This is a genomic window from Microbacterium sp. Root180 (assembly GCF_001428485.1).
GTDB lineage: Bacteria > Actinomycetota > Actinomycetes > Actinomycetales > Microbacteriaceae > Microbacterium.
Window position 1 is genome coordinate 124927 of record NZ_LMHS01000003.1, and the last position, 20907, is coordinate 145833.

The following is a 20907-nucleotide window of genomic DNA, read 5'->3' on the forward strand; positions in this document are numbered from 1 at the left end:
AGCATAGGCTGAACGGCATGCCCGACCTCGCGACGCCGCTCATCGGGTGGTACCGCGACAACGCGCGGGACCTGCCCTGGCGGCATCCGGGCTTCGGCGCGTGGGGCACGCTCGTGAGCGAGTTCATGCTCCAGCAGACTCCGGTGAACCGGGTGATCCCGCACCTCGAGGCGTGGCTCGCACGCTGGCCCACGCCGGCCTCGCTCGCCGCGGATTCTCCGGCCGAGGCCGTTCGGCAGTGGGCGAACCTCGGCTACCCGCGACGGGCTCTGTGGCTGCATCGCGCCGCCGTCGAGATCCGCGACCGGCACGACGGCATCGTTCCCCGCGACGTCGACGCCCTCCTCGCACTGACGGGCATCGGGGATTACACCTCGCGCGCCGTCGCCGTCTTCGCCTACGGGGACCGTCACCCGGTGGTGGACACGAACACGCGGCGTGTTCTCGCGCGGGCGATCGGCGGACGGTCGCAGCCGGGGCCGCCGTCCAGAGGCGACCTCGCCGCCATGACGGCGATCCTCCCGACCGGCGACGCCGACGCCGCGGTGACGAATGCCGCCGCGATGGAGCTCGGAGCCGTCGTGTGCACCGCCCGATCGCCGCGGTGCGACGTGTGCCCGATCGCGGATCGGTGCGCGTGGCGAGCGGCAGGGTATCCGGACACCGGCGATGACCGCCGCCGCCAGGCGCGCTACGAGGGCAGCGACCGACAGGCGCGCGGTGCGGTGCTGCGCGCGCTGAGGGATGCCTCGGCCCACGCCGTGGCCCTCATCGACGTCGCGAGCGACTGGCCGGACATGCTCCAGCGCGATCGGGCGATCGATTCCCTCATCGCAGACGGGCTGGTCGAGGCATCCGATGGGCTCCTGCGCCTGCCGGCGTGAGGATCAGTCCTCGTCGTCGGCTTCGCGCGGCTTCACGTACGGATCGGCGTCGCCGGCATACGAGGCCGACGATGCGAGCCCGGCCACAGCCGCGTCGCGCTCGCGCGCCTCGCGGAGCAGATCGGCGATGTGGTCGGCGTTCTCGGGAATCGCGTCGAGGATGAACTCGAGCGACGGGGTGAGCCGCGTGTTGAGGTGCTTGCCGACCTCGGAGCGCAGCATCCCGGTCGCCGAGGTGAGCGCCTCCGCGGACGCCGCCCGCTCCTCCTCGGTGCCGAGCACCGTGTAGAACACCGATGCGTGCTGAAGATCGCCCGTCACGCGGACGTCGGTGATCGTCACGAACCCCAGCCGGGGGTCGCGCAGGCCCTTCTCGAGCCGTTCGGCGAGGATCACGCGGATGCGGTCGCCCAGTCGTGCCTGACGTTCGCCGGCCATGTCCGTTCCTTTCGACAGGTGAGGGGCGCCCTCGGGCGCCCCTCACCGATTGCGATCAGCCGCGAGGCTTCTCGACCATCTCGGTGGTCTCGATCTCGTCGCCGATCTGGATGTCGTTGTACTTGCCGAGGCCGATACCCGCCTCGAAGTCCGTGCGGACCTCGGTGACGTCGTCCTTGAAGCGGCGCAGCGACTCGATGGCCAGGCCGTCGGCGAGGACCACGCCGTCGCGGATGACCCGCGCCTTGGCGTTGCGCGTGATCGTGCCCGAGCGGACGATGACACCGGCGATGTTGCCGAACTTCGAGGAGCGGAACACCTCTCGGATCTCGGCCACACCCGACTGGATCTCTTCGTACTCCGGCTTGAGCAGGCCCTTGAGCGACTGCTCGACATCGTCGATCGCGTTGTAGATGACCGAGTAGAACCGGACGTCCACGCCCTCGCGAGCGGCGCGCTCGCGCGCCTTCGTGTCGGGGCGGACGTTGAAGCCGATCACGATCGCGTTGTCGATCGTGGCCAGGTTGATGTCGGACTCGGTGATCGCACCGACGCCGCGGTGGATGATCCGCAGCTGGACCGAATCGTCGACCTCGATCTTGAGGAGCGACTCCTCGAGCGCCTCCACGGCACCCGACACGTCGCCCTTGATGATGAGGTTGAGCGACTCGACCTTGCCCTCTTCGAGAGCGCGGGTGAAGTCCTCGAGCGAGATGCGCTTGCGGGCCTTGGCCAGCTGGGCGTTGCGCTCGGCAGCCTCACGCTTCTCAGCGATCTGGCGGGCCAGGCGGTCCTCTTCGGTCACGATGAACGTGTCGCCGGCACGCGGCACCGAGTTCAGACCCTGCACCTGCACCGGACGCGAGGGGTAGGCCTCTTCGACGGCGTCGCCGTTCTCGTCGGCCATCGCACGCACGCGGCCGTAGGCCGTGCCCGCCACGATCGCGTCGCCCACGCGCAGCGTTCCGGACTGGATGAGCACGGTGGCCACCGAGCCGCGGCCCTTGTCGAGCTTCGCCTCGATCGCGACACCGCGGGCAGCCTTGTTCGGGTTGGCCGTGAGGTCCAGGCCGGCGTCGGCGGTCAGCAGGACCGCGTCGAGCAGCTCCTGGATGCCGGTGCCCTGACGGGCCGAGACGTCGACGAACAGCACGTCGCCGCCGTACTCCTCGGCGACCAGGCCGTACTCGGTGAGCTGCTGGCGCACCTTGGCCGGGTTGGCGTCGGGCTTGTCGACCTTGTTCACCGCGACCACGATCGGCACGTTCGCCGCCTGGGCGTGGTTCAGCGCCTCGACCGTCTGCGGCATGATGCCGTCGTCGGCCGCGACCACCAGGATCGCGAGGTCGGTCACCTGCGCGCCACGAGCACGCATGGCGGTGAACGCCTCGTGACCCGGGGTGTCGATGAAGGTGATGGCGCGCTCGATGCCCTCGTGCTCGGTCCACACCTGGTACGCACCGATGTGCTGCGTGATGCCGCCGGCCTCGGCCGCGACCACGTTGGTCTGGCGGATGGCGTCGAGCAGTCGCGTCTTACCGTGGTCGACGTGGCCCATGACGGTGACGACCGGAGGCCGGATCTCGAGGTCTTCCTCGTTCTCCGCCTCCAGCTCGGCCTCGAGGTCGAGACCGAAGCCCTCGAGGAGCTCCTTGTCCTCGTCCTCGGGCGAGACCATCTGGATCTTGTAGCCGAGCTCGGCGCCGAGCACCTCGAACGTGGCCTCGTCCAGCGACTCGGTGGCCGTGGCCATCTCGCCGAGGTTGAAGAGGATCGTCACGAGCGTGCCGGGCTGGACGGTGTAGCCGCGCAGTGCCTCGAGCTTGTCGGCGAAGTCGGCGATGGACGCGCCTCGGCGCAGGCGGATGATCTCGCCGTTGCCCTTCGAGACGTTGACGCCGCCGACGACCGGCGCCGACCGCATCTCGAATTCCTGCCGCTTCGCGCGACGCGACTTGCGCTGCTTCGACTTGCCGCCGCCCTTGCCGAACGCGCCGGCGGTGCCACCGCCGGGGCCGCGGCCGCGGCCGCCACCGCCGCCGGGACGACCGGCGAAGCCGCCGCCGGGCGCACCCGCGCCGGGCGCGCCGCCGGGACGCTGGAATCCGCCGCCGCCGCCGGCACCACCGGGACGGCCGGGGCCGCCGGGACGCTGCTGGAACGGCGCGCCGGGACGGCCGCCGCCACCGGGACGACCCGCGCCGCCGGGGCGCGGGGCGCCGGGGCGGGGCGCGCCGGGGCGCGGAGCCTGCGGGCGCGGGATGTTGCCGGGGCTCGGGCGCTGGCCCATGCCCTGTGCCGACGCGAACGGGTTGTTGCCCGGACGCGGTCCGGCGGGGCGCTGGCCCATGCCCTGCGCGGACGCGAAGGGGTTGTTGCCGGGGCGCGGAGCCGCACCGCCGGGGCGGGGACCCGCGGGAGCGGGTGCACCGGGCTTCGGGCCGGAGGCATCCGGCGCGGCCGTGTCGGCAGCGGGTGCCTCAGCAGCGGGTGCCTCGGCAGCAGGTGCCTCGGCGGCCGGAGCGGCCGGAGTCGAAGCAGCCGGAGCCGGCGCGGGAGCGGCGGCAGCGGGTGCGGGTGCGGGGGTGTTCGCCGCCGGGGCAGCGGGCGCCGCAGGGGCGGCCGGGCGCGCGGGACCGGGCCGCGCCGCGGGGCGGGCCGGAGCGGCCTGCTTCGCGTCACCGGCGGGCGCCGCGGTGCCGTCGGCCTCGAGGGCGGCGCGCAGCTTGCGGGCGACCGGGGGCTCGATGGTCGACGACGGGCTCTTCACGAACTCGCCGAGCTCCTTGAGCTTCGCGAGAGCGACCTTGCTGTCGACGCCGAGTTCGGAAGCGATCTCGTGCACGCGTGGTTTGGCGTTTGCCACAATTCTCCTGTCTGGGATCTACCCAGGCAGGGCAGACCGTTAGTCGCGGACGGGTCTCATTTCGAGCCGTTCACTTTTTTTCCATAGCCGTTCAGCCGTTTCTCGATGGTCTGCGTGTCAAGCGGGCCTGACACACGCAATGCCCGCACGAACGCTCGGCGCCGCAGTGCGGCATCCAGGCATTCACTCGTCTCGTGCACCCACGCACCCCTCCCCGGCAGGACTGCGTGCTCGTCTGGGACGAGGACGGAATCGATGACGACCACCCTCAGCAGGGCGGAGCGGGAGGCACGCGTGCGGCATCCGACGCACGTTCGTACAGGATCCATTCTACACCGGAGGAAAGATCCCCCGGACCCCCCTTTCCCACACCGAGCCGCCGGGACCACCGTCGCCGGGGCGACGGTCAGGCATCCTCCAGGATGCTGTCGGGCTGGATGTCGATCTTCGCGCCGGTCAGCTTGGCGGCCAGACGGGCGTTCTGGCCCTCTTTGCCGATCGCGAGGGACAGCTGATAGTCGGGCACGAGGGCGCGTACAGCCTTGCTGGAGGCATCCAGGATGAAGCTCGAGGTCACCTTGGCCGGCGACAGGGCGTTGGCGACGAATTTTGCCAGCTCCGGGTCGTAGTCGACGATGTCGATCTTCTCGCCGCCGAGCTCCTCGGTCACCGCGCGGACGCGGCGTCCAAGCTCGCCGATGCAGGCGCCCTTGGCGTTGATGGTCGGGTCGTTGGCCTTGACGGCGATCTTGCTGCGGTGACCGGCCTCGCGGGCGAGCGACACGATCTCGACCAGTCCGGCGGCGATCTCGGGCACCTCGAGCGCGAACAGCTTGCGGACGAGTCCGGGGTGCGTGCGCGAGACCGTGATCTGCGGCCCCTTGGTTCCCTTGGACACCGAGGTCACGTAGACGCGCAGGCGCGATCCGTGGGCGTACTCCTCGCCGGCGACCTGCTCCTCAGGCGGAAGGATGGCCTCCACCGTGCCGAGGTCGACGTGCACCATGCGGGGGTTGGGCCCCTGCTGCACGACGCCGGCGACGATGTCGCCCTCCTTGCCGCGGAACTCGCCGAGAACGGCGTCGTCGGCGATGTCGCGCAGACGCTGGCTGATGACCTGCTTGGCGGCGAAGGCGGCGATGCGGCCGAAGTCCTCGGGCGTGGACTCCTCCTCGCCGATGACCACGTCCTCGTCGTCGAGCACCGGGATGAAGACGGCGACGTGGCCGGTCTTGCGGTCGAGCTCGGCGCGTGCGCCCTCGGGAAGCTCGCCCGTGGGCGACGTGTGCTTGGCGTATGCCGTCAGAATGGCCTGCTCGATGATCCGCACGAGCTCGTCGAAGGGGATTTCCTTCTCTCGCTCGACAGTCCGCAGCAATCCGAGATCGATGTCCACTCTGGGCCTCCGTATTCAGCTCTCACCGACGCATCCTGCCGCCGGAACCCTCCCACGTTACCGGATGCCGGGTCCCTCGACGCTGGGAACGGCCTGGCGGGGCGGCGCGAATCACCCCGTCGGATGGTGGCCTCCGCGCGGGGCGATCGCCATACTGAGCGCGTGGACGCTGTCAACGAGTGGATGGTCGCGTGGGGCGACAACCTGTGGAACTGGATCGTCCTTCCCGTCGTGGTGCTCCTCGGCCTGTATTTCACGGTGCGCTCCGGAGTCGTCCAGTTCCGGATGATCCCCGAGATGTTTCGCACCCTCACCGACAAGACGCCCCGCGGCGAGGGCGGGAGAACGCAGTCGGTGTCTGCGTTCCAGGCCTTCACCATCTCCGCTGCGTCGCGCGTCGGCGTGGGCAATATCGCCGGAGTGGGCACGGCCATCGCGCTCGGCGGTCCCGGAGCGGTGTTCTGGATGTGGGTCATGGCCTTCATCGGCGGCGCCTCGAGCTTCATCGAGTCGACTCTCGCGCAGCTGTTCAAGGTGCGCGACCGCAACGGCTTCCGCGGCGGACCCGCGTACTACATGCAGCGCGGCCTCGGCCGCCGATGGATGGGGATCCTCTTCGCGGTGATCCTCATCGTGTGCTTCCCCTATGCCTTCAGCGCGCTCCAGGCGAACACGATCACCGCCACGCTCAGCGCGACGGTCGGTCCGCAGGCGCCGCCGTGGCTCCCCTGGGCGGTGGGCTTCGTGCTCGCCGTCCTCACCGCCCTCGTCGTGTTCGGCGGCGTCCGGCGCATCGCCTCGGTGACGCAGGCGGTCGTGCCCGCGATGGCTCTGGCCTACCTCCTGCTCGGGCTCGCCGTGGTCGCGACCAACGTCGACTACATCCCCACCGCCTTCGCCGAGATCTTCACGCAGGCGTGGGGCTACAACGAGGTCGTGGGAGCCACGTTCGGCTACATCGTTCTGCAGGGCGTGCGCAGAGGCATGTTCTCCAACGAGGCGGGCCTCGGCTCGGCGCCGAACGCCGGTGCGACCGCCGCCGTGACGCATCCGGTCAAGCAGGGTCTCGTGCAGACCCTCGGCGTCTACTTCGACACCTTCCTCGTGTGCTCGATCACGGCGTTCATCATCCTCGTGTCCGAGCCTGACCTGGCGAATGCGTCGCGCGGCATCAGCCTCACCCAGAACGCGCTGGTCTCCGCACTCGGCGACTGGTCGAGCGTCGCGCTCACGGTGATCATCTTCCTGCTCGGCTTCAGCTCGATCCTGGCGAACTACTACTACGGCGAATCCAACATCGAGTTCATCACCGAGCGCGGCGGCGTTCTCGCGGGCTACCGGATCCTGGTCGTGCTGGCGGTGCTGGCCGGCGCGGTCGTCAGCGCCGACTTCGTGTGGAGCTTCGCCGACGGTGTGATGGGGTTCATGGCGCTGACGAATCTCATCGCCATCGCACTGCTCTCGGGTATCGCCTTCCGGCTGCTGAACGACTACACGCAGCAGCGCCGGAGCGGCCGTGATCCGCTGTTCACGCGCGACCTGATGCCCGACGTCAAGGGGATCGCGGTGTGGGAGGACGCGCGCAGCGTCAGGGGGCCCGCCGATCCGGTCGCCGAGGACCGCCAGGCCGCGAAGCACCGCGACCACCTGCACACCGACAAGGGCGGGCGCAAGACGACCTAGCCCCCGCGCGCTCGCCGTAGGCTGACCGCATGGCGGCATCGTCACCGAGGACCGCCGCGAAGACCGCGGCCAGAGAAGCCGAGTCGAGTGCGACCTTCGAGGTGCTCGCCAGGGCGGGATATGTCGCCAACGGCATCGTGCACGTCCTGATCGGCGTCATCGTGCTCGTGCTCGCCTTCGGCGGAGACGCCGAAGGCGACCAGGCCGGCGCGATGAAGGCCCTGGCCGCGGCGCCCCTCGGATTCGTGCTGCTGTGGCTCATCGCCGTCGCACTGTGGGCGCTGGGACTGTGGCACCTGGCCGAGGGGGTCCTCGCGCGGGACCGGTCGGACGACGTGGCGGGGGCGGCGCGGAAGTGGGGCCGCCGCGCGGCGGAGTGGGGGCAGGCCCTCGTGTTCGTCGCACTCGGGCTGATCGCGGCGGCCATCGCGCTCGGCGCGAGGCCCAACGCCGAGAAGACGGCCGAGACCGCCAGCCGTGGCCTCCTCGACATCCCCGGCGGGCCCGTCGTGCTCGCACTCATCGGGCTGGGCATCGTCGCCGGCGGTGTGTCGTTCGTGATCATGGGCACCCTCCGCAGCTTCCGCAAGCGTCTGGACATCCCCGAGGGCGCACGCGGGCGCGCCGTCGAGATCGCCGGCGTCGTCGGCTTCGTCGCGAAGGGCGTGGCGCTCGTGATCGTCGGCATCCTGCTGCTGATCTCGGCGGTGCGGTCGGATGCCGAGACCGCGGGCGGTCTCGACGGTGCGGTCGAGGCGCTGCTCGCCCTCACCCTCGGACCGTTGCTGGTGGGGATCGTGGGCGGCGGTTTCATCGCCTACGGAGGGTTCACGATCGCCCGCGCGCGCTACGCGCGCATGTGAGGTCGCTAGGCCGCGGCATCCGCCCTGTCAATGCCTTGCCGCGCGCGGGAGCGCGGAGGAGCGTCGAGGGCATGGCAGAGACGACACCCCAGGAAGTCACCGGTCCCGACGCGATCGAGCGCGTGCGCGAGCTCGTCGAGGACATCGACTTCACCATGCTGACGACGAGGGATGCCGCAGGCAACCTCGTGAGCCGCCCGATGAGCACACGCCAGATGGATGAGGGCGGCGACATCTGGTTCTTCACGCTCGAGCACACCGACAAGGTCGTCCAGGCCGAGAGCGACCCCGAGCACGATGTGGGCCTGTCGTATCTCGACGCGAAGGACCATCGCTATGTCTCGGTGGCTGGCCGCGCGAGCGTCGTGCATGACCGGGCGAAGATGGAGGAGCTCTACTCCCCCGACCTCGACATCTGGTTCGAGAAGGGTCTCGACACCCCCGATATCGCGCTCCTCCGCGTCACTCCGGTGGAGTGCGAGTTCTGGGAGCCGGCACACGGAAAGCTCGTCGCCGCGGCAGGCATGCTCAAGGCGCTCGTCACCAAGGACACGCCCGACGACATGATGCGCCACGGCCGGGTCAGCTGCTGAGGCGTCGCGGGTTCAGGCTGCGCGGGCGGGTCCCTGCGGTGCACTCGGCAGGGCGTTGATCGCGCGGATCAGGCGATAGAGCGAGCCGACGTGCACGGGATTCAGCCGCAGCACCAGCCTTGGCAGCGTCGCGCGCGCCTCGTCGTCCGCCTCGGCTCGCAGCGGGCCGGTGCGCTCGATGCCACCCGACTCCAGCAGGGAGGCGAACTGGTCGTTCAGCGCGTCGACCTCGGCGTCGGTGGGGGTCGCCTTGAGGCGCAGCACGAGCCGGTCGCCGATCCACCGCAGGGAGTCGTAATTGCGCCAGAAGCCGGTGACCGCAGCGGCGGCCTCGTCGACCGAGTCGGTCAGCAGCAACCGGTCGAAGTCGTCCGCCGAGATGAGTCCCGATCCGGCGAGCTGCTCGTGAACGAAACGCTCCAGCCCGCGCCAGAAGGTCCCGCCCGGCTTGTCCAGCAGCACGATGGGCGTCGGCTCGGCTTTGCCCGTCTGCTGCAGCGTGAGCAGTTCGAACAGCTCGTCGAGAGTGCCGAACCCGCCGGGCACGCAGACGAACCCGTGCGACTCCTTCACGAGCATGAGCTTGCGCGTGAAGAAGTACTTCATCGCGACGTTGCGCGCGTTCTCTGCGATGACCGCGTTCGGGCGCTCCTCGAACGGCAGGCGGATGGAGACTCCGAGGGACCGCTCCGAGCCCGCCCCTTCGGCGGCGGCCTGCATGATGCCCGGGCCGGCGCCGGTGACCACCAGCCATCCGCTTCCGGCGAGCGCCTCGGCGACGCGCGCGGCGGCGAGATAGACGGGATCGTCCGGCCGCGTGCGCGCGGAGCCGAAGATCGTCACCTTCGGCACGCCGGCATACGGTGCGAAGTGCCGGAAGGCGGCGCGCATCTCGGTGAGCGCGGCCGTGGTGATCTTCAGATCGAGCCTGCTCGCGCCGTCGAGGCCGAGGCCGACTCCGGTGGCGAGGATGCGGGCGATGAGGTCGGTGTTCTCGACGATTCCCGCATCCGCGATGACAGCGCGCAGGTCGTCGGTGACAGCTGCCGAGACGATCGCATCGCGGGCCATGCTCCCAGCCTCCCACGCGTTGCGCGGCGCGGGGCGATCCCTGGATCAGCGGGCGGTGAGGCGTGCGACCGCGTCGGCGGCCGGGACGACCTCGCGGTCGCCCGTGCGGCGGTCCCACAGCTCGACCTGGCCGTCGGCGGCACCGCGTCCGACGATCAGGATCTGCGGAACGCCCACGAGCTCGGCGTCCCCGAACTTCACGCCGGGAGACACCTTGGGCCGGTCGTCGTAGAGGACGTCGCGACCGGATGCCTCGAGCTCGGCCGATATCCGCTCCGAGAGTTCGAACACCGCGGCATCCCTGCCCGTCGCGACGACGTGCACGTCGAACGGCGCCACCGAAGCGGGCCACACGAGCCCCCGCTCGTCGTTGTTCAACTCCGCGAGGATCGCGAGGATGCGCGTCACGCCGATGCCGTAGGAGCCCATCGTGACGGTGACGAGCTTGCCGTTCTCGTCGAGGACCTTGAGCCCGAGCGTCTCGGCGAAGAAGCGTCCGAGCTGGAAGACGTGGCCGATCTCCATGCCGCGCGCGAGCTCGACCGGGCCGGAGCCGTCGGGCGCGGGGTCGCCGGCGCGCACATTGGCGACCTCGACGAACCCGTCTCCCGTGAAGTCGCGCCCGGCGACGAGGGTGTGCACGTGCTTCTGGTCGATGTTCGCGCCGGTCACCCATGCCGTGCCGTCGACCACGCGCGGGTCGAGGAGATAGCGGATGCCGGTGGCCGACTCCTCGCCGAGCACGGGGCCCGTCTCGGACCACGGACCGATGTAGCCCTTGACGAGCAGCGGGTGCTTCTCGAAGTCCTGCTCGGTCGCGGGCTCGACGGCGGCCGGGGCGAAGGCGACCTCGACGCGCTTGTCGTCGATGTCGCGGTCTCCGGGCACGCCGACGATCACGAGCTCACGGGTGCCGTCGAGGTGCGTGAGCGCCAGCACGACGTTCTTGAGCGTGTGGGCCGCGGTCCACTCGGTGAGGCCATCGGTGCCGGGACCCGCGATCCCGGGGGCCGGCGCGGCGAGGTGGGCGTTGGAGTGATCGACGAGCGTCTGAATGGTCGGCGTGTTCGGCGAATCGAAGATGACGGGCTCGCCGATTCCCTCGAACGCGATGGCATCGGGCACGGTCGTCGTGTACGCCTCGACGTTGGCGGCATACCCGTCGGCGGAGCGCACGAACGTATCCTCGCCCACAGCGATCGGGTGCAGGAACTCCTCGGACCGGGCACCGCCCATGAGCCCGTTGTCGGCCGCGACGATCACGTACTCCAGACCGAGCCGCTGGAAGATGCGCTCGTACGCATCGCGCTGCGCCTGGTACGAGGCATCCTGCCCCTCGTCCGTGTAGTCGAACGAGTAGGCATCCTTCATCGTGAACTCGCGGCCGCGCAGGAGGCCCGCGCGGGGGCGTGCCTCATCGCGGTACTTGTCCTGGATCTGATAGATCGACAGGGGAAGGTCCTTGTACGACGAGTACAGGTCCTTCACGAGGAGGGTGAACATCTCCTCGTGCGTCGGCGCGAGCAGGTAGTCGGCGCCGCGGCGGTCCTGCAGACGGAAGATGCCATCGCCGTAGGACGTCCACCGGCCCGACTGCTCGTAGGGCTCGCGCGGGAGCAGCGCCGGGAAATGCACCTCGTAGGCTCCCGCGTTCGACATCTCGTCGCGGATGATGCCCTCGATCTTCGCCTTGACCCGAAGGCCCAGCGGCAGCCACGTGAAGATGCCCGGCGCAGCGCGGCGGATGTAACCGGCGCGCACGAGCAGACGGTGGCTCGTGACCTCGGCATCGGCCGGGTCTTCGCGGAGCGTGCGGAGGAAGAAGTGCGACAGACGGGTGACCACGAGGGTCAAGTCTAGAGGGGTCGGGCGGAGCCGCCTCGGGCGAGCGGGTTCCTCGCGCTCAGGGATGCATCATCCCGAGCACCGCCGCCGCCAGCGGCGCGGCCTCTGCCGCATCGCGCGAGAAGTCGGGCGTCAGCGTGAGGATGTTGACCCCGTCCGTCACGACGACGACCGACTCCGATCCCTCGTACCGGTTCAGTCCCGGAACGATGACCGCGCCCTGAGCGCCGTCGACGGACACGGCACGGGCGTCCGCCGCGTCGAGCGCCGTCTGGAACGTGATGGCACCGCCCGGGACGACGCCGATCCGGACCACCTCACCGGAGATCGCGTCGCCACTGCCGGACGTAAAGTGCAGGTCGCACCAGTTCGTCGCCTCGGCGAAGAGCGCGATTCCCTCCATCTGCTCCGTGGGCTCCCCGCGGCTGCTCTGGGCGAGCAGTGCCACCCGCTCGAACCCGTAGACGGCCGGATCGATCGACGCGGCGAGCCCCTGGCAGTCGGCCAGCCGCCACCACTGCGGGGTGCGCGTTGCCGGGCTTGCCGCGGGGTGCTCCGCGAGGCGTTCCGAGGCAGCCGTGAAGAGCCCCTCCACTGCTGCCTCCGTCACGGCGACCTCGGATCCGAACGAGCGCACCACGAGCCACGTGCCGTCGACGGATCCGGCCTCCGTGCACTCCATGCCGCCCTCCACCCCGACGCATCCCGTGGGGGTGCCCTCGCGGAGATCGTTCCCGACCACCGAATCCGGGTACGCGTGGAGGTGCGTGATCGCCGCGAGATAGACGCCGTCGGACACCCACACGCAGTCGATCCCGCCCAGTACGTCGTCGGCGCCCGTCCTCCAGCGATAGTCCGAGAGCATCATGTCGATGCCCGACACCGCCTCGACCGCCGCTTCGTCGAGGGCGTTCTCGCACTCCCCGCCGAACGGGAGCACGCCTTGCGCGGGTGGAGCCGGCGGAGTCGGCTCGGGTGTCGGCGACAGCGTGGGGGTCGGCCGAGGCGTCTCGCTCGGCGTGGCGAGGGTGCCCCGGTCGATGCCGAGCCCGACAAGCGAGGCGGTCGCGACCGCTGCGCCACCTATCCCCGCGACCAGGACGAACGCGACGGACGCAGCGATGATCTGCATGCGCCGCTGGCCGGCGGGGTGGAGCCGCTGGGCACCGGCGCGGAGCGCGTCCCGCATGTCGGAGAGCTCGCGTGGGGTGAGTTCGGCGTTCATGCCCATGCTCCTTCCATCGCGGCCAGCTCGTGTCGCAGTTTGGCCTTCGCCCGGGCCTGGCGGGACTTCACGGTTCCGATCGGGATCCCGAGCGTCTCGGCCGCGACACGGTCCGGATACCCCTCGAGCACGGTGAGCACCAGGACGCTCTGCTCGCGCGCGGGAAGGCGCTTCAGAGCGGCCAGCACTCCCGACTCGTCGGGCGCGGCGGGTGCGGGCTGATCGCGCACGGCCGGCGTCCGGGCGAGCAGCGCGCGATATCGGCGACTCGACCGCTCGAGATTCCGCGCGGAGTGCGAGACCGTGTTGAGCAGCCACGGCAGCGGCGAGCCGTCGACGAGGCGCACGGCCTCCCGCTTGCGCCAGAGCTCGAAGAAGGCGATCGAGACGGCATCCTTGGCGTCCTCCCGCGTGGTGAGCAGCCGGCCCGCCTGGCGGAACAGACGCGCCTGATGCAGGTCGAACAGCTCGGTGAGGGCGGACTCCTGGCCCTCGCACAGCCGCGCCCACACCGCCGCGTCTCCTTCGCTCATACCCTGTAGTGTCCGCGCTCGGGCGAATGGTTCCCAGAGGGAGGCCATTCGCGCCCAAAAAGTGCGCGCCGTACGCTGGATCGTGTGACCACCGTGCTCCTCACCGGCTTCGAGCCCTTCGGCGGCGACGCCGGCAACCCCTCGGGCGAAGCCGTGCATCTGGTCGCCGCCCACTGGGCGGGACCCGAGGTGCTGGTGACCGCGGTGCTGCCGGTCACGTTCGCCGGTGCGACGTCCCGGCTGCGCGAGCTCATGGCCGAGCACCGGCCGGACGTCGTGATCGCCGCCGGTCTCGCCGGCGGCAGGACCCGGGTCGGCGTCGAGCGCGTCGCCGTCAACCTCGTCGATGCGCGCATACCCGACAACGACGGCGCACAGCCCATCGACGAGCCGAGCGTCGCAGGCGCACCGGCGGCTCGCTTCGCGACTCTGCCGGTGAAGGCGATCCTCCGTGCGCTCGAGGACGCGGGCATCCCCGCCGAGGTGTCCTACTCGGCCGGCACCTTCGTGTGCAACCACGTGTTCTTCACCGCGCTGGACGCCGCCCCGCCGGGCACGCGCGCCGGATTCGTCCACGTCCCCTGGTCCGCCGAGCACGCGCCGGATCCGGATGCCGCCACCCTGCCGCTGCGCGAGATCGGCCGGGCACTCGAGATCGCGGTGCGCACAGCCCTGACGACAGCGGCCGATACCTCGGTTCCCGGCGGCGCTCTCCACTGACCTCGACGAGCACAGCGTCGGCGACTTCGCCCGCGCCGTACGGCGGGCGGCGGCACGCGCCGGGAATCGGGACGGACTGCCGACGGTGTGCTCGGCCGTCGCGGACTGAGTGCCGGCGCCCGCGCGCTCGCCAGCGCGCTCCGCGTGCAATATATTGCATATATGCCCATTCCTTCCGAGACGCTCGCCCCCCGCGCCCTGCTGCGCGACGAGGTCCTCGCCCGCCTGCGCGACGCCATCGTCGACGGCACCCTCGCACCCGATGAACAGCTACGCGACACCGAAATCGCGAACTGGCTCGGTGTGAGCCGCACGCCGGTCCGTGAAGCGATGCTCGAACTCGGCCGTGCGGGTCTCGTCCGCGCGTTGCCGGGCCGTTCGACCGTCGTCGCGCCGCTGGAGGCGCGGGCGATCCTCGACGCTCGCGACGTCGTCGCGGCGATGCATCGCATCGCGGTCGCCGCCGCGGTCCCCCGCATGACGCCGGCGGATCTCGACCGCATGCGCGCCGCGAACGCCCGATTCGCCCAGGCGCAGCGAGACGGCGACACGGATGCCGCGCTCGCCGCCGACGAGGAGTTCCACGCCGTCGCGGTCGAGGTGTGCGGCAACTCCGCCGTTCGGGCCGTCATCGGCCAGTACGAGCCCGTTCTGCACCGGGCCGAGCGACTGCGATTCGCGTCCACGGAGGGCCGGGACTCCGCCTCGCGGCACGAACGGCTGATCGAGCTCTGCGCCGCCGGCGACGCAGAGGGCGCAGCATCCGTCGCCGAACAGACCTGGCGGAGCCTCACCGTGCCGTCGCCCACCCACCCGTCCCCCGACGCCCGGCCCGAGGAGACCTCGTGAAGCTCGATCAGTTCCCCCGCTACCCGCTCACCTTCGGCCCGAGCCCGCTGCAGCACCTCAAGCGGCTCACGCAGCACCTCAGCGGTGCGCAGGTGTGGGCGAAGCGCGAGGACGTGTCGAGCGGCCTCGCGTACGGCGGCAACAAGGTGCGCAAGCTGGAGTACATCGTCCCCGACGTGCTCGCCTCCGGCGCCGACACGCTCGTCTCGATCGGCGGCTACCAGTCCAACCACACCCGGCAGGTCGCCGCCGTCGCCGCGCACCTGGGCCTCAAGGCCCGTCTCGTGCAGGAGAAGTGGGTGCCGTGGGACGACCCGGTGAATGACAAAGTCGGCAACATCCTGCTCTCGCGCATGATGGGTGCCGACTCCCGGCTCGACGACGCCGGATTCGACATCGGCATCCGCGACTCGTGGAAGGACGCGCTGGCCGAGGTCGAGGCATCCGGCGGCACGCCCTATCCGATCCCCGCGGGCGCGTCGGAGCATCCGCTCGGCGGACTCGGCTTCGCGAACTGGGCCTTCGAGGTCGCCGAGCAGGAGAAGCAGCAAGGCGTGTTCTTCGACACCATCGTCGTGTGCACCGTGACCGGCTCGACACACGCCGGCATGATCGCCGGCTTCGCGGCACTCGAGGACCTGACGGGCGTGAAGCGCCGCGTCATCGGCATCGATGCCTCGGCGACTCTCGAGAAGACGCGCGATCAGGTCGCACGGATCGCACGGAACACCGCGGCGCTGATCGAGCTGGGCCGTGACCTGCGCGACGACGAGATCCAGGTGCTCGAGGGCTGGGCCGGCGAGCTCTACGGCCTCCCGGTGGAGTCGACGATGGACGCGATGGCCCTCGGCGCCCAGCTCGAGGCGATGATCACCGACCCCGTCTACGAGGGCAAGTCGCTCGCCGGACTGATCGACCTCGTGAAGACCGGCGACATCCCCAAGGACTCGACGGTGCTCTACGCGCACCTCGGCGGGCAGCCGGCCATCAATGCCTACCACTCGCTCTGGAGCTGAGCGGGGGTCGCCTCGACCCGATCCGTGCGGTCAGCTGGTGACGACCTGCGCGGTGCCGACGGGAGCGGCGGGACCCATCTCGGCGGCGATGCGGTTCGCCTCCTCGATGAGGGTGGCGACGATCTCCGACTCGGGGACCGTCTTGATGACCTGGCCCTTGACGAAGATCTGTCCCTTGCCATTGCCCGAGGCCACACCGAGGTCGGCCTCGCGCGCCTCGCCGGGTCCGTTGACGACGCAGCCCATGACGGCCACGCGCAGGGGCACGGTCATGTCCTTGAGGCCCTCGGTCACGTCGTCGGCGAGTGTGTAGACGTCGACCTGGGCGCGGCCGCACGACGGGCACGAAACGATCTCGAGCTTGCGCTCGCGGAGGTTCAGCGACTGCAGGATCTGGTGGCCGACCTTGACCTCTTCCGCCGGCGGCGCCGACAGCGAGACGCGGATCGTGTCGCCGATGCCCTCGCCGAGCAGGATGCCGAAGGCCGTCGCGCTCTTGATCGTGCCCTGGAACGCGGGGCCGGCCTCGGTCACGCCGAGGTGCAGCGGCCAGTCCCCCATCGCCGCGAGCAGGCGATACGCCTGCACCATGATGACCGGGTCGTTGTGCTTGACCGAGATCTTGAAGTCGTGGAAGTCGTGCTCCTCGAACAGGCTCGCCTCCCAGCGAGCGCTCTCCGCGAGCGCCTCGGGCGTCGCCTTGCCGTACTTCTCGAGCAGGCGCGGGTCGAGCGAGCCCGCGTTCACGCCGATCCGCAGGCTGACCCCGGCAGCAGAAGCGGCCTGTGCGATCGCACCCACCTGATCGTCGAACTTGCGGATGTTCCCCGGGTTCACGCGCACCGCCGCGCAGCCGGCATCGATCGCCTGGAAGACGTACTTCGGCTGGAAGTGGATGTCGGCGATGACCGGGATCTGGCTCTTCTTCGCGATGATGTGCAGCACATCGGCGTCGTCCTGCGAGGGGACGGCGACGCGCACGATTTCGCATCCGGATGCCGTCAACTCGGCGATCTGCTGCAGCGTGGCGTTGATGTTCGTGGTCGGCGTCGTCGTCATCGACTGCACGCTGACCGGTGCGTCGCCGCCCACGAGCACCTTGCCGACCTTGATCTGGCGGCTCTTGCGGCGGGGGGCGAGCGTGACGGGGACCTTGGGCATCCCGAGATTGACGGCTGGCACGATCCCAGCCTACGCGCAGCGAGTGAGGCCCGGCCGCTTGCGGACGGGGCCGAGCGAGCAAGCGTCGAGCGCCGTAGGCGCGAGCCCACGCGCAGCGAGTGAGGCCCGGCCGCTTGCGGACGGGGCCGAGCGAGCAAGCGTCGAGCGCCGAAGGCGCGAGGGACGTGGCCGAGCGTCGACGATGCGGATGCCGCGCCGGTATCGTGCCCGCATGAGCGAAACGACCGCGACCGCCCGCAGCCATCGCGTCGCCAGGATGACGGGCCGTGACCCGCTCGAGCGGCACAGGGCGGCCACTCCCCTCGAGCTGCTGTTCGATTTGACGTTCGTCGTCGCTTTCAGCCAGATCTCGACCGAGGCCGCGCACTTCCTCGAAATCGGCGAGGTGAGCACGGCGCTGCTCGGTTTCGCCTTCGCCGGCTTCGCGGTCACGTGGGCGTGGATCAACTACTCCTGGCTCGCCTCGGCCTACGACAACGACGACGTCTTCTTCCGCATCGCGACGCTGATCGAGATGGTGGGCGTCCTGATCCTGGCGCTGGGCGTTCCGCCGTTGTTCGAGTCGATCCACGAGGGCGAGTACGTCGACAACGGAGTGATCGTCGCGGGCTACGTCATCATGCGCATCGCCGCGATCGCCCTCTGGCTGCGCGCTGCCGCGCACGACCCCGCACACCGCAAGACGTGTCTCGCGTACGTCGTGAACATCTCGATCGCCCAGCTCGGCTGGATCGCGCTGATCTTCGTCAACCTCCCCCTCCAGACGACGCTGATCTGCGCGACGATTCTGGCGTTGTTCGAGCTCGCCGGGCCCCCGTTCGCCGAGTTGAAGTTCGGCCGGACGCCGTGGCATCCGCACCACATCGCCGAGCGCTACGGGCTGCTGGTGATCATCACCCTCGGCGAGGTCATCCTCGGCACGATCCTCGCGATCTCCGCCGTCCTCACCGCGCAGGGCTGGACGTTCGAGACCGCCCTGGTCGCCTTCGGCGGCACGAGCCTCGCCTTCGGCCTGTGGTGGGTGTACTTCATGATGCCGTCGGGCATGTTGCTGGCGCGGCATCCGGAGCGCGGATTCGTGTGGGGGTACGGACACATCATCCTGTTCGCATCCCTCGTCGGAGTCGGGGCGGGCCTGCACGTCGCGGCGCAGGTGATCACGCACGAAGCGCACGTGGATGCCACGTTCGCCCTGCTCTGCGTCGCCCTCCCGGTGCTCGTCTTCGAGATCATGCTCTTCACGCTGTACACGCTGCTGCTGCGCCAGTTCGACCGCTTCCACATCTGGCTGTTCGTCGGCGCCGTCGTGATGCTCGCACTCAGTGTGGTCGCGGTGAATGCCGGGGCGTCCATCGGCACCGCGCTGCTCATCGTCGGCGCCTCGCCCGTCGTGATCATCGTCGGCTACGAGACGGTCGGATGGCGGCACCAGGCAGCGGCGCTCGAGAAGGACGCCGCCCGAGCCTGACCGGTGCCTGTGGTAGGTTCGCCCCATGTCCGCACGCCTCACCTGGTGGCTCACCGCATAGGCGGTGGGTTCGCGCGACCACAGACCGCCCTCGTGGCGGTCTTCTTTTTCGTAGGGTTGACCGCCCCCACGACGAAAGACCGATCATGACCGGGCCTGCCCACCCCTCCCTCCGTGAACTGGCCGCGCGCGGCATCCCGTTCGCCCTCATCGCCCGCGACGGCGCGACGGTCGAGATCCTCACCGGCGACGTCGTCGACGTCGAGCTGCTCGCCGACATCCCGCTGACGGACTCCGCCGGCGTGTCGCGGGAGGTGCTCGCGCTCGTCCCGTTCCGCCAGGTGCGCGAGCGCGGGTTCGCCTGCCACGACGACGGCGCCCCGCTGCGCTGCCTCGTCGTGTCGGAGCACACGAGCGTGCCGCGCGAGGTCGCACTCGCCGACCTGCCGAGCGCGCCCGTCCCGCTCACCGACGCCGGCTTCGACATCGCCGACGAGGCCTACGCCGAGATCGTGCGCACCGTCATCGCCGACGAGATCGGACGCGGCGAGGGCGCGAATTTCGTGATCCGCCGCGACTTCACCGCGGGGGTGGAAGCGGATGCCGCGACCGCCGCCCTCACATGGTTCCGCGCACTGCTCGAGTACGAGCGGGGCGCCTACTGGACGTTCGCGATCGTGACGCCGGGGCACGTCGCAGTCGGCGCGAGCCCGGAGGCGCACGTGAGTGCGCAGGGCGGGGTCGTGACGATGAACCCCATCTCGGGGACCTTCCGCCATCCGGCCGGCGGCGCGACCGCCGAGACGCTCACGGAGTTCCTGGAGTCGACCAAGGAAACCGAGGAGCTCTTCATGGTCGTCGACGAGGAGCTGAAGATGATGAGCGCCGTCTGCTCCGACGGTGGCCGCATCACCGGCCCGCACCTCAAGGAGATGTCGCGCCTCACGCATACCGAGTACGTGCTGCGCGGCCGCAGCCGGCTCGACCCGCGCGACATCCTGCGCGAGACGATGTTCGCGCCGACGGTGACCGGGTCGCCGATGCAGAACGCCTGCACAGTGATCACGCGCCACGAGCAGACCCCGCGCGGCTACTACTCCGGCGTCGCCGCGCTGTTCACGCCGAGAGCGGATGCCGCGCCCGGCGGGCAGTCCCACGATCTCGATGCCCCCATCCTCATCCGCACCGCCTACCTCGAGGACGGCCGGCTGCGCGTGCCCGTCGGCGCGACGCTCGTGCGGCACTCCGACCCGTACGGCGAGGTCGGCGAGACGCACGGCAAGGCCGCCGGAGTGCTGGGCGCGATCGGCGCGATCGCCCGCGACCTCGCCGCCGAGCCGCTCGAGGCGATCGACGAGGACGCCCCGGCCGCCGAGCCGCTTCCTCTCGCCGACGATCCCGCCATCGCTGCGCTGCTCGCCTCGCGCAACGGCCGCCTCGCGTCGTTCTGGCTCGAGCCGCAGGGCGGCGACGACGGCCCGTTCCGCGGCCGCGGCGCGCTGGTCGTCGACGCGGAGGACCGCTTCACGACGATGCTCGCGCACCAGCTGCGCCACCTCGGGCTGGATGCCCGCATCGTTCCGTGGAGCGCCGTGACCGATGCCGAGATCGACGAGGCGGAGCTCGTGGTCTCCGGGCCTGGCCCCGGAGATCCCCGTGACCCTGCCAGTCCCCGCATGATCCGGATGCGCGAGGTCGTCGCCCGCCGCCGGGCGTCGGGACGGCCGCTGCTGGCAGTGTGCCTCAGCCACCAGATCCTCGCCGACTCGCTAGGGATCGAGCTGGCCCCTCTCGCCGCACCGCACCAGGGCCTTCAGAAGACCGTCGACGTGTTCGGGGAGCCCGCATCGATCGGCTTCTACAACACCTTCACCGCCCGCGTTCCCGTTGGCACGACGCACCGCGGCGAGACCGAGATCGCCGCGGATGCCGACACCGGCGACGTCTACGCGCTCCGGGGGCCGGGCTACGCGTCGGTGCAGGGGCACCTCGAGTCGATCCTGTCGCGCGACGGCATGGTGACGCTCGAACGGCTCGTCGCCGCCGCGCTGGAGCCCATCGGATCCTAGGCTCGCGCACCGCGATGCACCCTTGCGCGGCCACGCCGACGCTCTCGTTTCGGCATGTGAGTTCCGGCTCACACACACCTTCGGCTGAGCCCCACGCACCCATCGTCATGTGAGCCCCAGCTCACATGACCTTCGCCCAGGGCGATCCGGGTGTGTGAACGCGAACTCACATGCCGACGCTCTCGTTTCGGCATGTGAGTTCCGGC

General features: G+C 70.3%; 18 protein-coding genes. 9 read left to right on the forward strand and 9 right to left on the reverse strand.

Features of this window, described 5'->3' with window-relative positions:
- The first annotated feature begins 17 nt into the window (after positions 1-17).
- Positions 18-884 (forward strand): A/G-specific adenine glycosylase, encoded by an 867-nt coding sequence (locus ASD93_RS08105; RefSeq protein WP_056121195.1) that lies wholly within the window; start codon positions 18-20, stop codon positions 882-884.
- A 3-nt stretch (positions 885-887) separates the two neighbouring features.
- On the opposite strand, the gene rbfA is transcribed toward ASD93_RS08105, so the two are convergent.
- The 4 genes from rbfA to nusA all read right to left on the reverse strand — a co-directional run bounded on the left by rbfA (position 888) and on the right by nusA (position 5584).
- On the reverse strand, positions 888-1322 hold the full coding sequence (rbfA, locus tag ASD93_RS08110; protein ID WP_056121196.1) for a 30S ribosome-binding factor RbfA: 435 nt from the start codon (positions 1320-1322) through the stop codon (positions 888-890).
- Between the two features lie 55 nt (positions 1323-1377).
- A complete protein-coding gene (gene infB, locus ASD93_RS08115; protein ID WP_056121198.1) occupies positions 1378-4167 on the reverse strand; it encodes a translation initiation factor IF-2 in 2790 nt (929 codons plus the stop codon).
- A gap of 77 nt (positions 4168-4244) precedes the next feature.
- Positions 4245-4517 (reverse strand): YlxR family protein, encoded by a 273-nt coding sequence (locus ASD93_RS15725; protein ID WP_082569245.1) that lies wholly within the window; start codon positions 4515-4517, stop codon positions 4245-4247.
- Positions 4518-4594: 77 nt separating this feature from the next.
- Positions 4595-5584, reverse strand: coding sequence for a transcription termination factor NusA (gene nusA, locus ASD93_RS08120; protein WP_056121200.1), 990 nt, complete (start codon positions 5582-5584; stop codon positions 4595-4597).
- Positions 5585-5707: 123 nt separating this feature from the next.
- Between nusA and ASD93_RS08125 the strand changes: the two genes are divergently transcribed.
- The 3 genes from ASD93_RS08125 to ASD93_RS08135 all read left to right on the forward strand — a co-directional run bounded on the left by ASD93_RS08125 (position 5708) and on the right by ASD93_RS08135 (position 8723).
- Positions 5708-7267: an alanine/glycine:cation symporter family protein gene (locus ASD93_RS08125; RefSeq protein WP_056121203.1), complete on the forward strand. Its 1560-nt coding sequence runs from the start codon at positions 5708-5710 to the stop codon at positions 7265-7267.
- A gap of 29 nt (positions 7268-7296) precedes the next feature.
- Positions 7297-8130 (forward strand): DUF1206 domain-containing protein, encoded by an 834-nt coding sequence (locus ASD93_RS08130; RefSeq protein WP_056121205.1) that lies wholly within the window; start codon positions 7297-7299, stop codon positions 8128-8130.
- A 71-nt stretch (positions 8131-8201) separates the two neighbouring features.
- Positions 8202-8723 carry a pyridoxamine 5'-phosphate oxidase family protein gene (locus ASD93_RS08135; protein WP_056121207.1) on the forward strand — a complete coding sequence of 174 codons (522 nt, stop codon included), beginning with the start codon at positions 8202-8204 and terminating at the stop codon, positions 8721-8723.
- Positions 8724-8735: 12 nt separating this feature from the next.
- On the opposite strand, the gene ASD93_RS08140 is transcribed toward ASD93_RS08135, so the two are convergent.
- The 4 genes from ASD93_RS08140 to ASD93_RS08155 are packed head-to-tail and all read right to left on the reverse strand — an operon-like array spanning position 8736 to position 13397.
- A complete protein-coding gene (locus ASD93_RS08140; protein ID WP_056121209.1) occupies positions 8736-9794 on the reverse strand; it encodes a TIGR00730 family Rossman fold protein in 1059 nt (352 codons plus the stop codon).
- 45 nt (positions 9795-9839) lie between these two features.
- Positions 9840-11639, reverse strand: a complete 1800-nt coding sequence (locus tag ASD93_RS08145; RefSeq protein ID WP_056121210.1) for a proline--tRNA ligase — start codon at positions 11637-11639, stop codon at positions 9840-9842.
- A 58-nt stretch (positions 11640-11697) separates the two neighbouring features.
- On the reverse strand, positions 11698-12864 hold the full coding sequence (locus ASD93_RS08150) for a hypothetical protein (RefSeq protein ID WP_056121213.1): 1167 nt from the start codon (positions 12862-12864) through the stop codon (positions 11698-11700).
- Positions 12861-13397 (reverse strand): RNA polymerase sigma factor, encoded by a 537-nt coding sequence (locus tag ASD93_RS08155; protein ID WP_056121214.1) that lies wholly within the window; start codon positions 13395-13397, stop codon positions 12861-12863. Before ASD93_RS08155 ends, ASD93_RS08150 begins: the two co-directional genes overlap by 4 nt.
- Before the next feature lie 84 nt (positions 13398-13481).
- On the opposite strand from ASD93_RS08155, the gene pcp reads away from it, so the two are divergent.
- The 3 genes from pcp to ASD93_RS08170 all read left to right on the forward strand — a co-directional run bounded on the left by pcp (position 13482) and on the right by ASD93_RS08170 (position 15982).
- Entirely contained in the window at positions 13482-14117 is a 636-nt protein-coding gene (gene pcp, locus ASD93_RS08160; protein ID WP_200950645.1) for a pyroglutamyl-peptidase I, read from the forward strand.
- Positions 14118-14279: 162 nt separating this feature from the next.
- Positions 14280-14966: a GntR family transcriptional regulator gene (locus tag ASD93_RS08165; RefSeq protein ID WP_056121216.1), complete on the forward strand. Its 687-nt coding sequence runs from the start codon at positions 14280-14282 to the stop codon at positions 14964-14966.
- Entirely contained in the window at positions 14963-15982 is a 1020-nt protein-coding gene (locus tag ASD93_RS08170) for a 1-aminocyclopropane-1-carboxylate deaminase (protein WP_056121218.1), read from the forward strand. Before ASD93_RS08165 ends, ASD93_RS08170 begins: the two co-directional genes overlap by 4 nt.
- Before the next feature lie 30 nt (positions 15983-16012).
- On the opposite strand, the gene ispG is transcribed toward ASD93_RS08170, so the two are convergent.
- On the reverse strand, positions 16013-17164 hold the full coding sequence (ispG, locus tag ASD93_RS08175; protein ID WP_200950647.1) for a flavodoxin-dependent (E)-4-hydroxy-3-methylbut-2-enyl-diphosphate synthase: 1152 nt from the start codon (positions 17162-17164) through the stop codon (positions 16013-16015).
- A gap of 211 nt (positions 17165-17375) precedes the next feature.
- Here ispG and ASD93_RS08180 point away from each other — a divergent pair, with 211 nt between their 5' ends.
- Together ASD93_RS08180 and ASD93_RS08185 are read left to right on the forward strand one after the other, a co-directional pair.
- Positions 17376-18632 carry a low temperature requirement protein A gene (locus ASD93_RS08180; protein ID WP_200950649.1) on the forward strand — a complete coding sequence of 419 codons (1257 nt, stop codon included), beginning with the start codon at positions 17376-17378 and terminating at the stop codon, positions 18630-18632.
- Between the two features lie 146 nt (positions 18633-18778).
- Positions 18779-20701: an anthranilate synthase family protein gene (locus ASD93_RS08185; RefSeq protein WP_056121221.1), complete on the forward strand. Its 1923-nt coding sequence runs from the start codon at positions 18779-18781 to the stop codon at positions 20699-20701.
- The last annotated feature ends 206 nt before the right edge of the window (positions 20702-20907 follow it).

Excerpts from the sequence above, each read along its gene's own strand:
- ASD93_RS08125 (WP_056121203.1), top strand. The coding sequence starts at position 5,708 with ATGGTGGCCTCCGCGCGGGGCGATCGCCATACTGAGCGCGTGGACGCT.
- ASD93_RS08165 (WP_056121216.1), top strand. The coding sequence starts at position 14,280 with ATGCCCATTCCTTCCGAGACGCTCGCCCCCCGCGCCCTGCTGCGCGAC.
- ASD93_RS08135 (WP_056121207.1), top strand. The coding sequence starts at position 8,202 with ATGGCAGAGACGACACCCCAGGAAGTCACCGGTCCCGACGCGATCGAG.
- ASD93_RS08155 (WP_056121214.1), bottom strand. The coding sequence starts at position 13,397 with ATGAGCGAAGGAGACGCGGCGGTGTGGGCGCGGCTGTGCGAGGGCCAG.
- ASD93_RS08140 (WP_056121209.1), bottom strand. The coding sequence starts at position 9,794 with ATGGCCCGCGATGCGATCGTCTCGGCAGCTGTCACCGACGACCTGCGC.
- ASD93_RS08185 (WP_056121221.1), top strand. The coding sequence starts at position 18,779 with ATGACCGGGCCTGCCCACCCCTCCCTCCGTGAACTGGCCGCGCGCGGC.
- rbfA (WP_056121196.1), bottom strand. The coding sequence starts at position 1,322 with ATGGCCGGCGAACGTCAGGCACGACTGGGCGACCGCATCCGCGTGATC.
- ASD93_RS08130 (WP_056121205.1), top strand. The coding sequence starts at position 7,297 with ATGGCGGCATCGTCACCGAGGACCGCCGCGAAGACCGCGGCCAGAGAA.
- ASD93_RS08105 (WP_056121195.1), top strand. The coding sequence starts at position 18 with ATGCCCGACCTCGCGACGCCGCTCATCGGGTGGTACCGCGACAACGCG.
- ASD93_RS08180 (WP_200950649.1), top strand. The coding sequence starts at position 17,376 with ATGAGCGAAACGACCGCGACCGCCCGCAGCCATCGCGTCGCCAGGATG.
- ASD93_RS08150 (WP_056121213.1), bottom strand. The coding sequence starts at position 12,864 with ATGAACGCCGAACTCACCCCACGCGAGCTCTCCGACATGCGGGACGCG.
- ASD93_RS15725 (WP_082569245.1), bottom strand. The coding sequence starts at position 4,517 with ATGGATCCTGTACGAACGTGCGTCGGATGCCGCACGCGTGCCTCCCGC.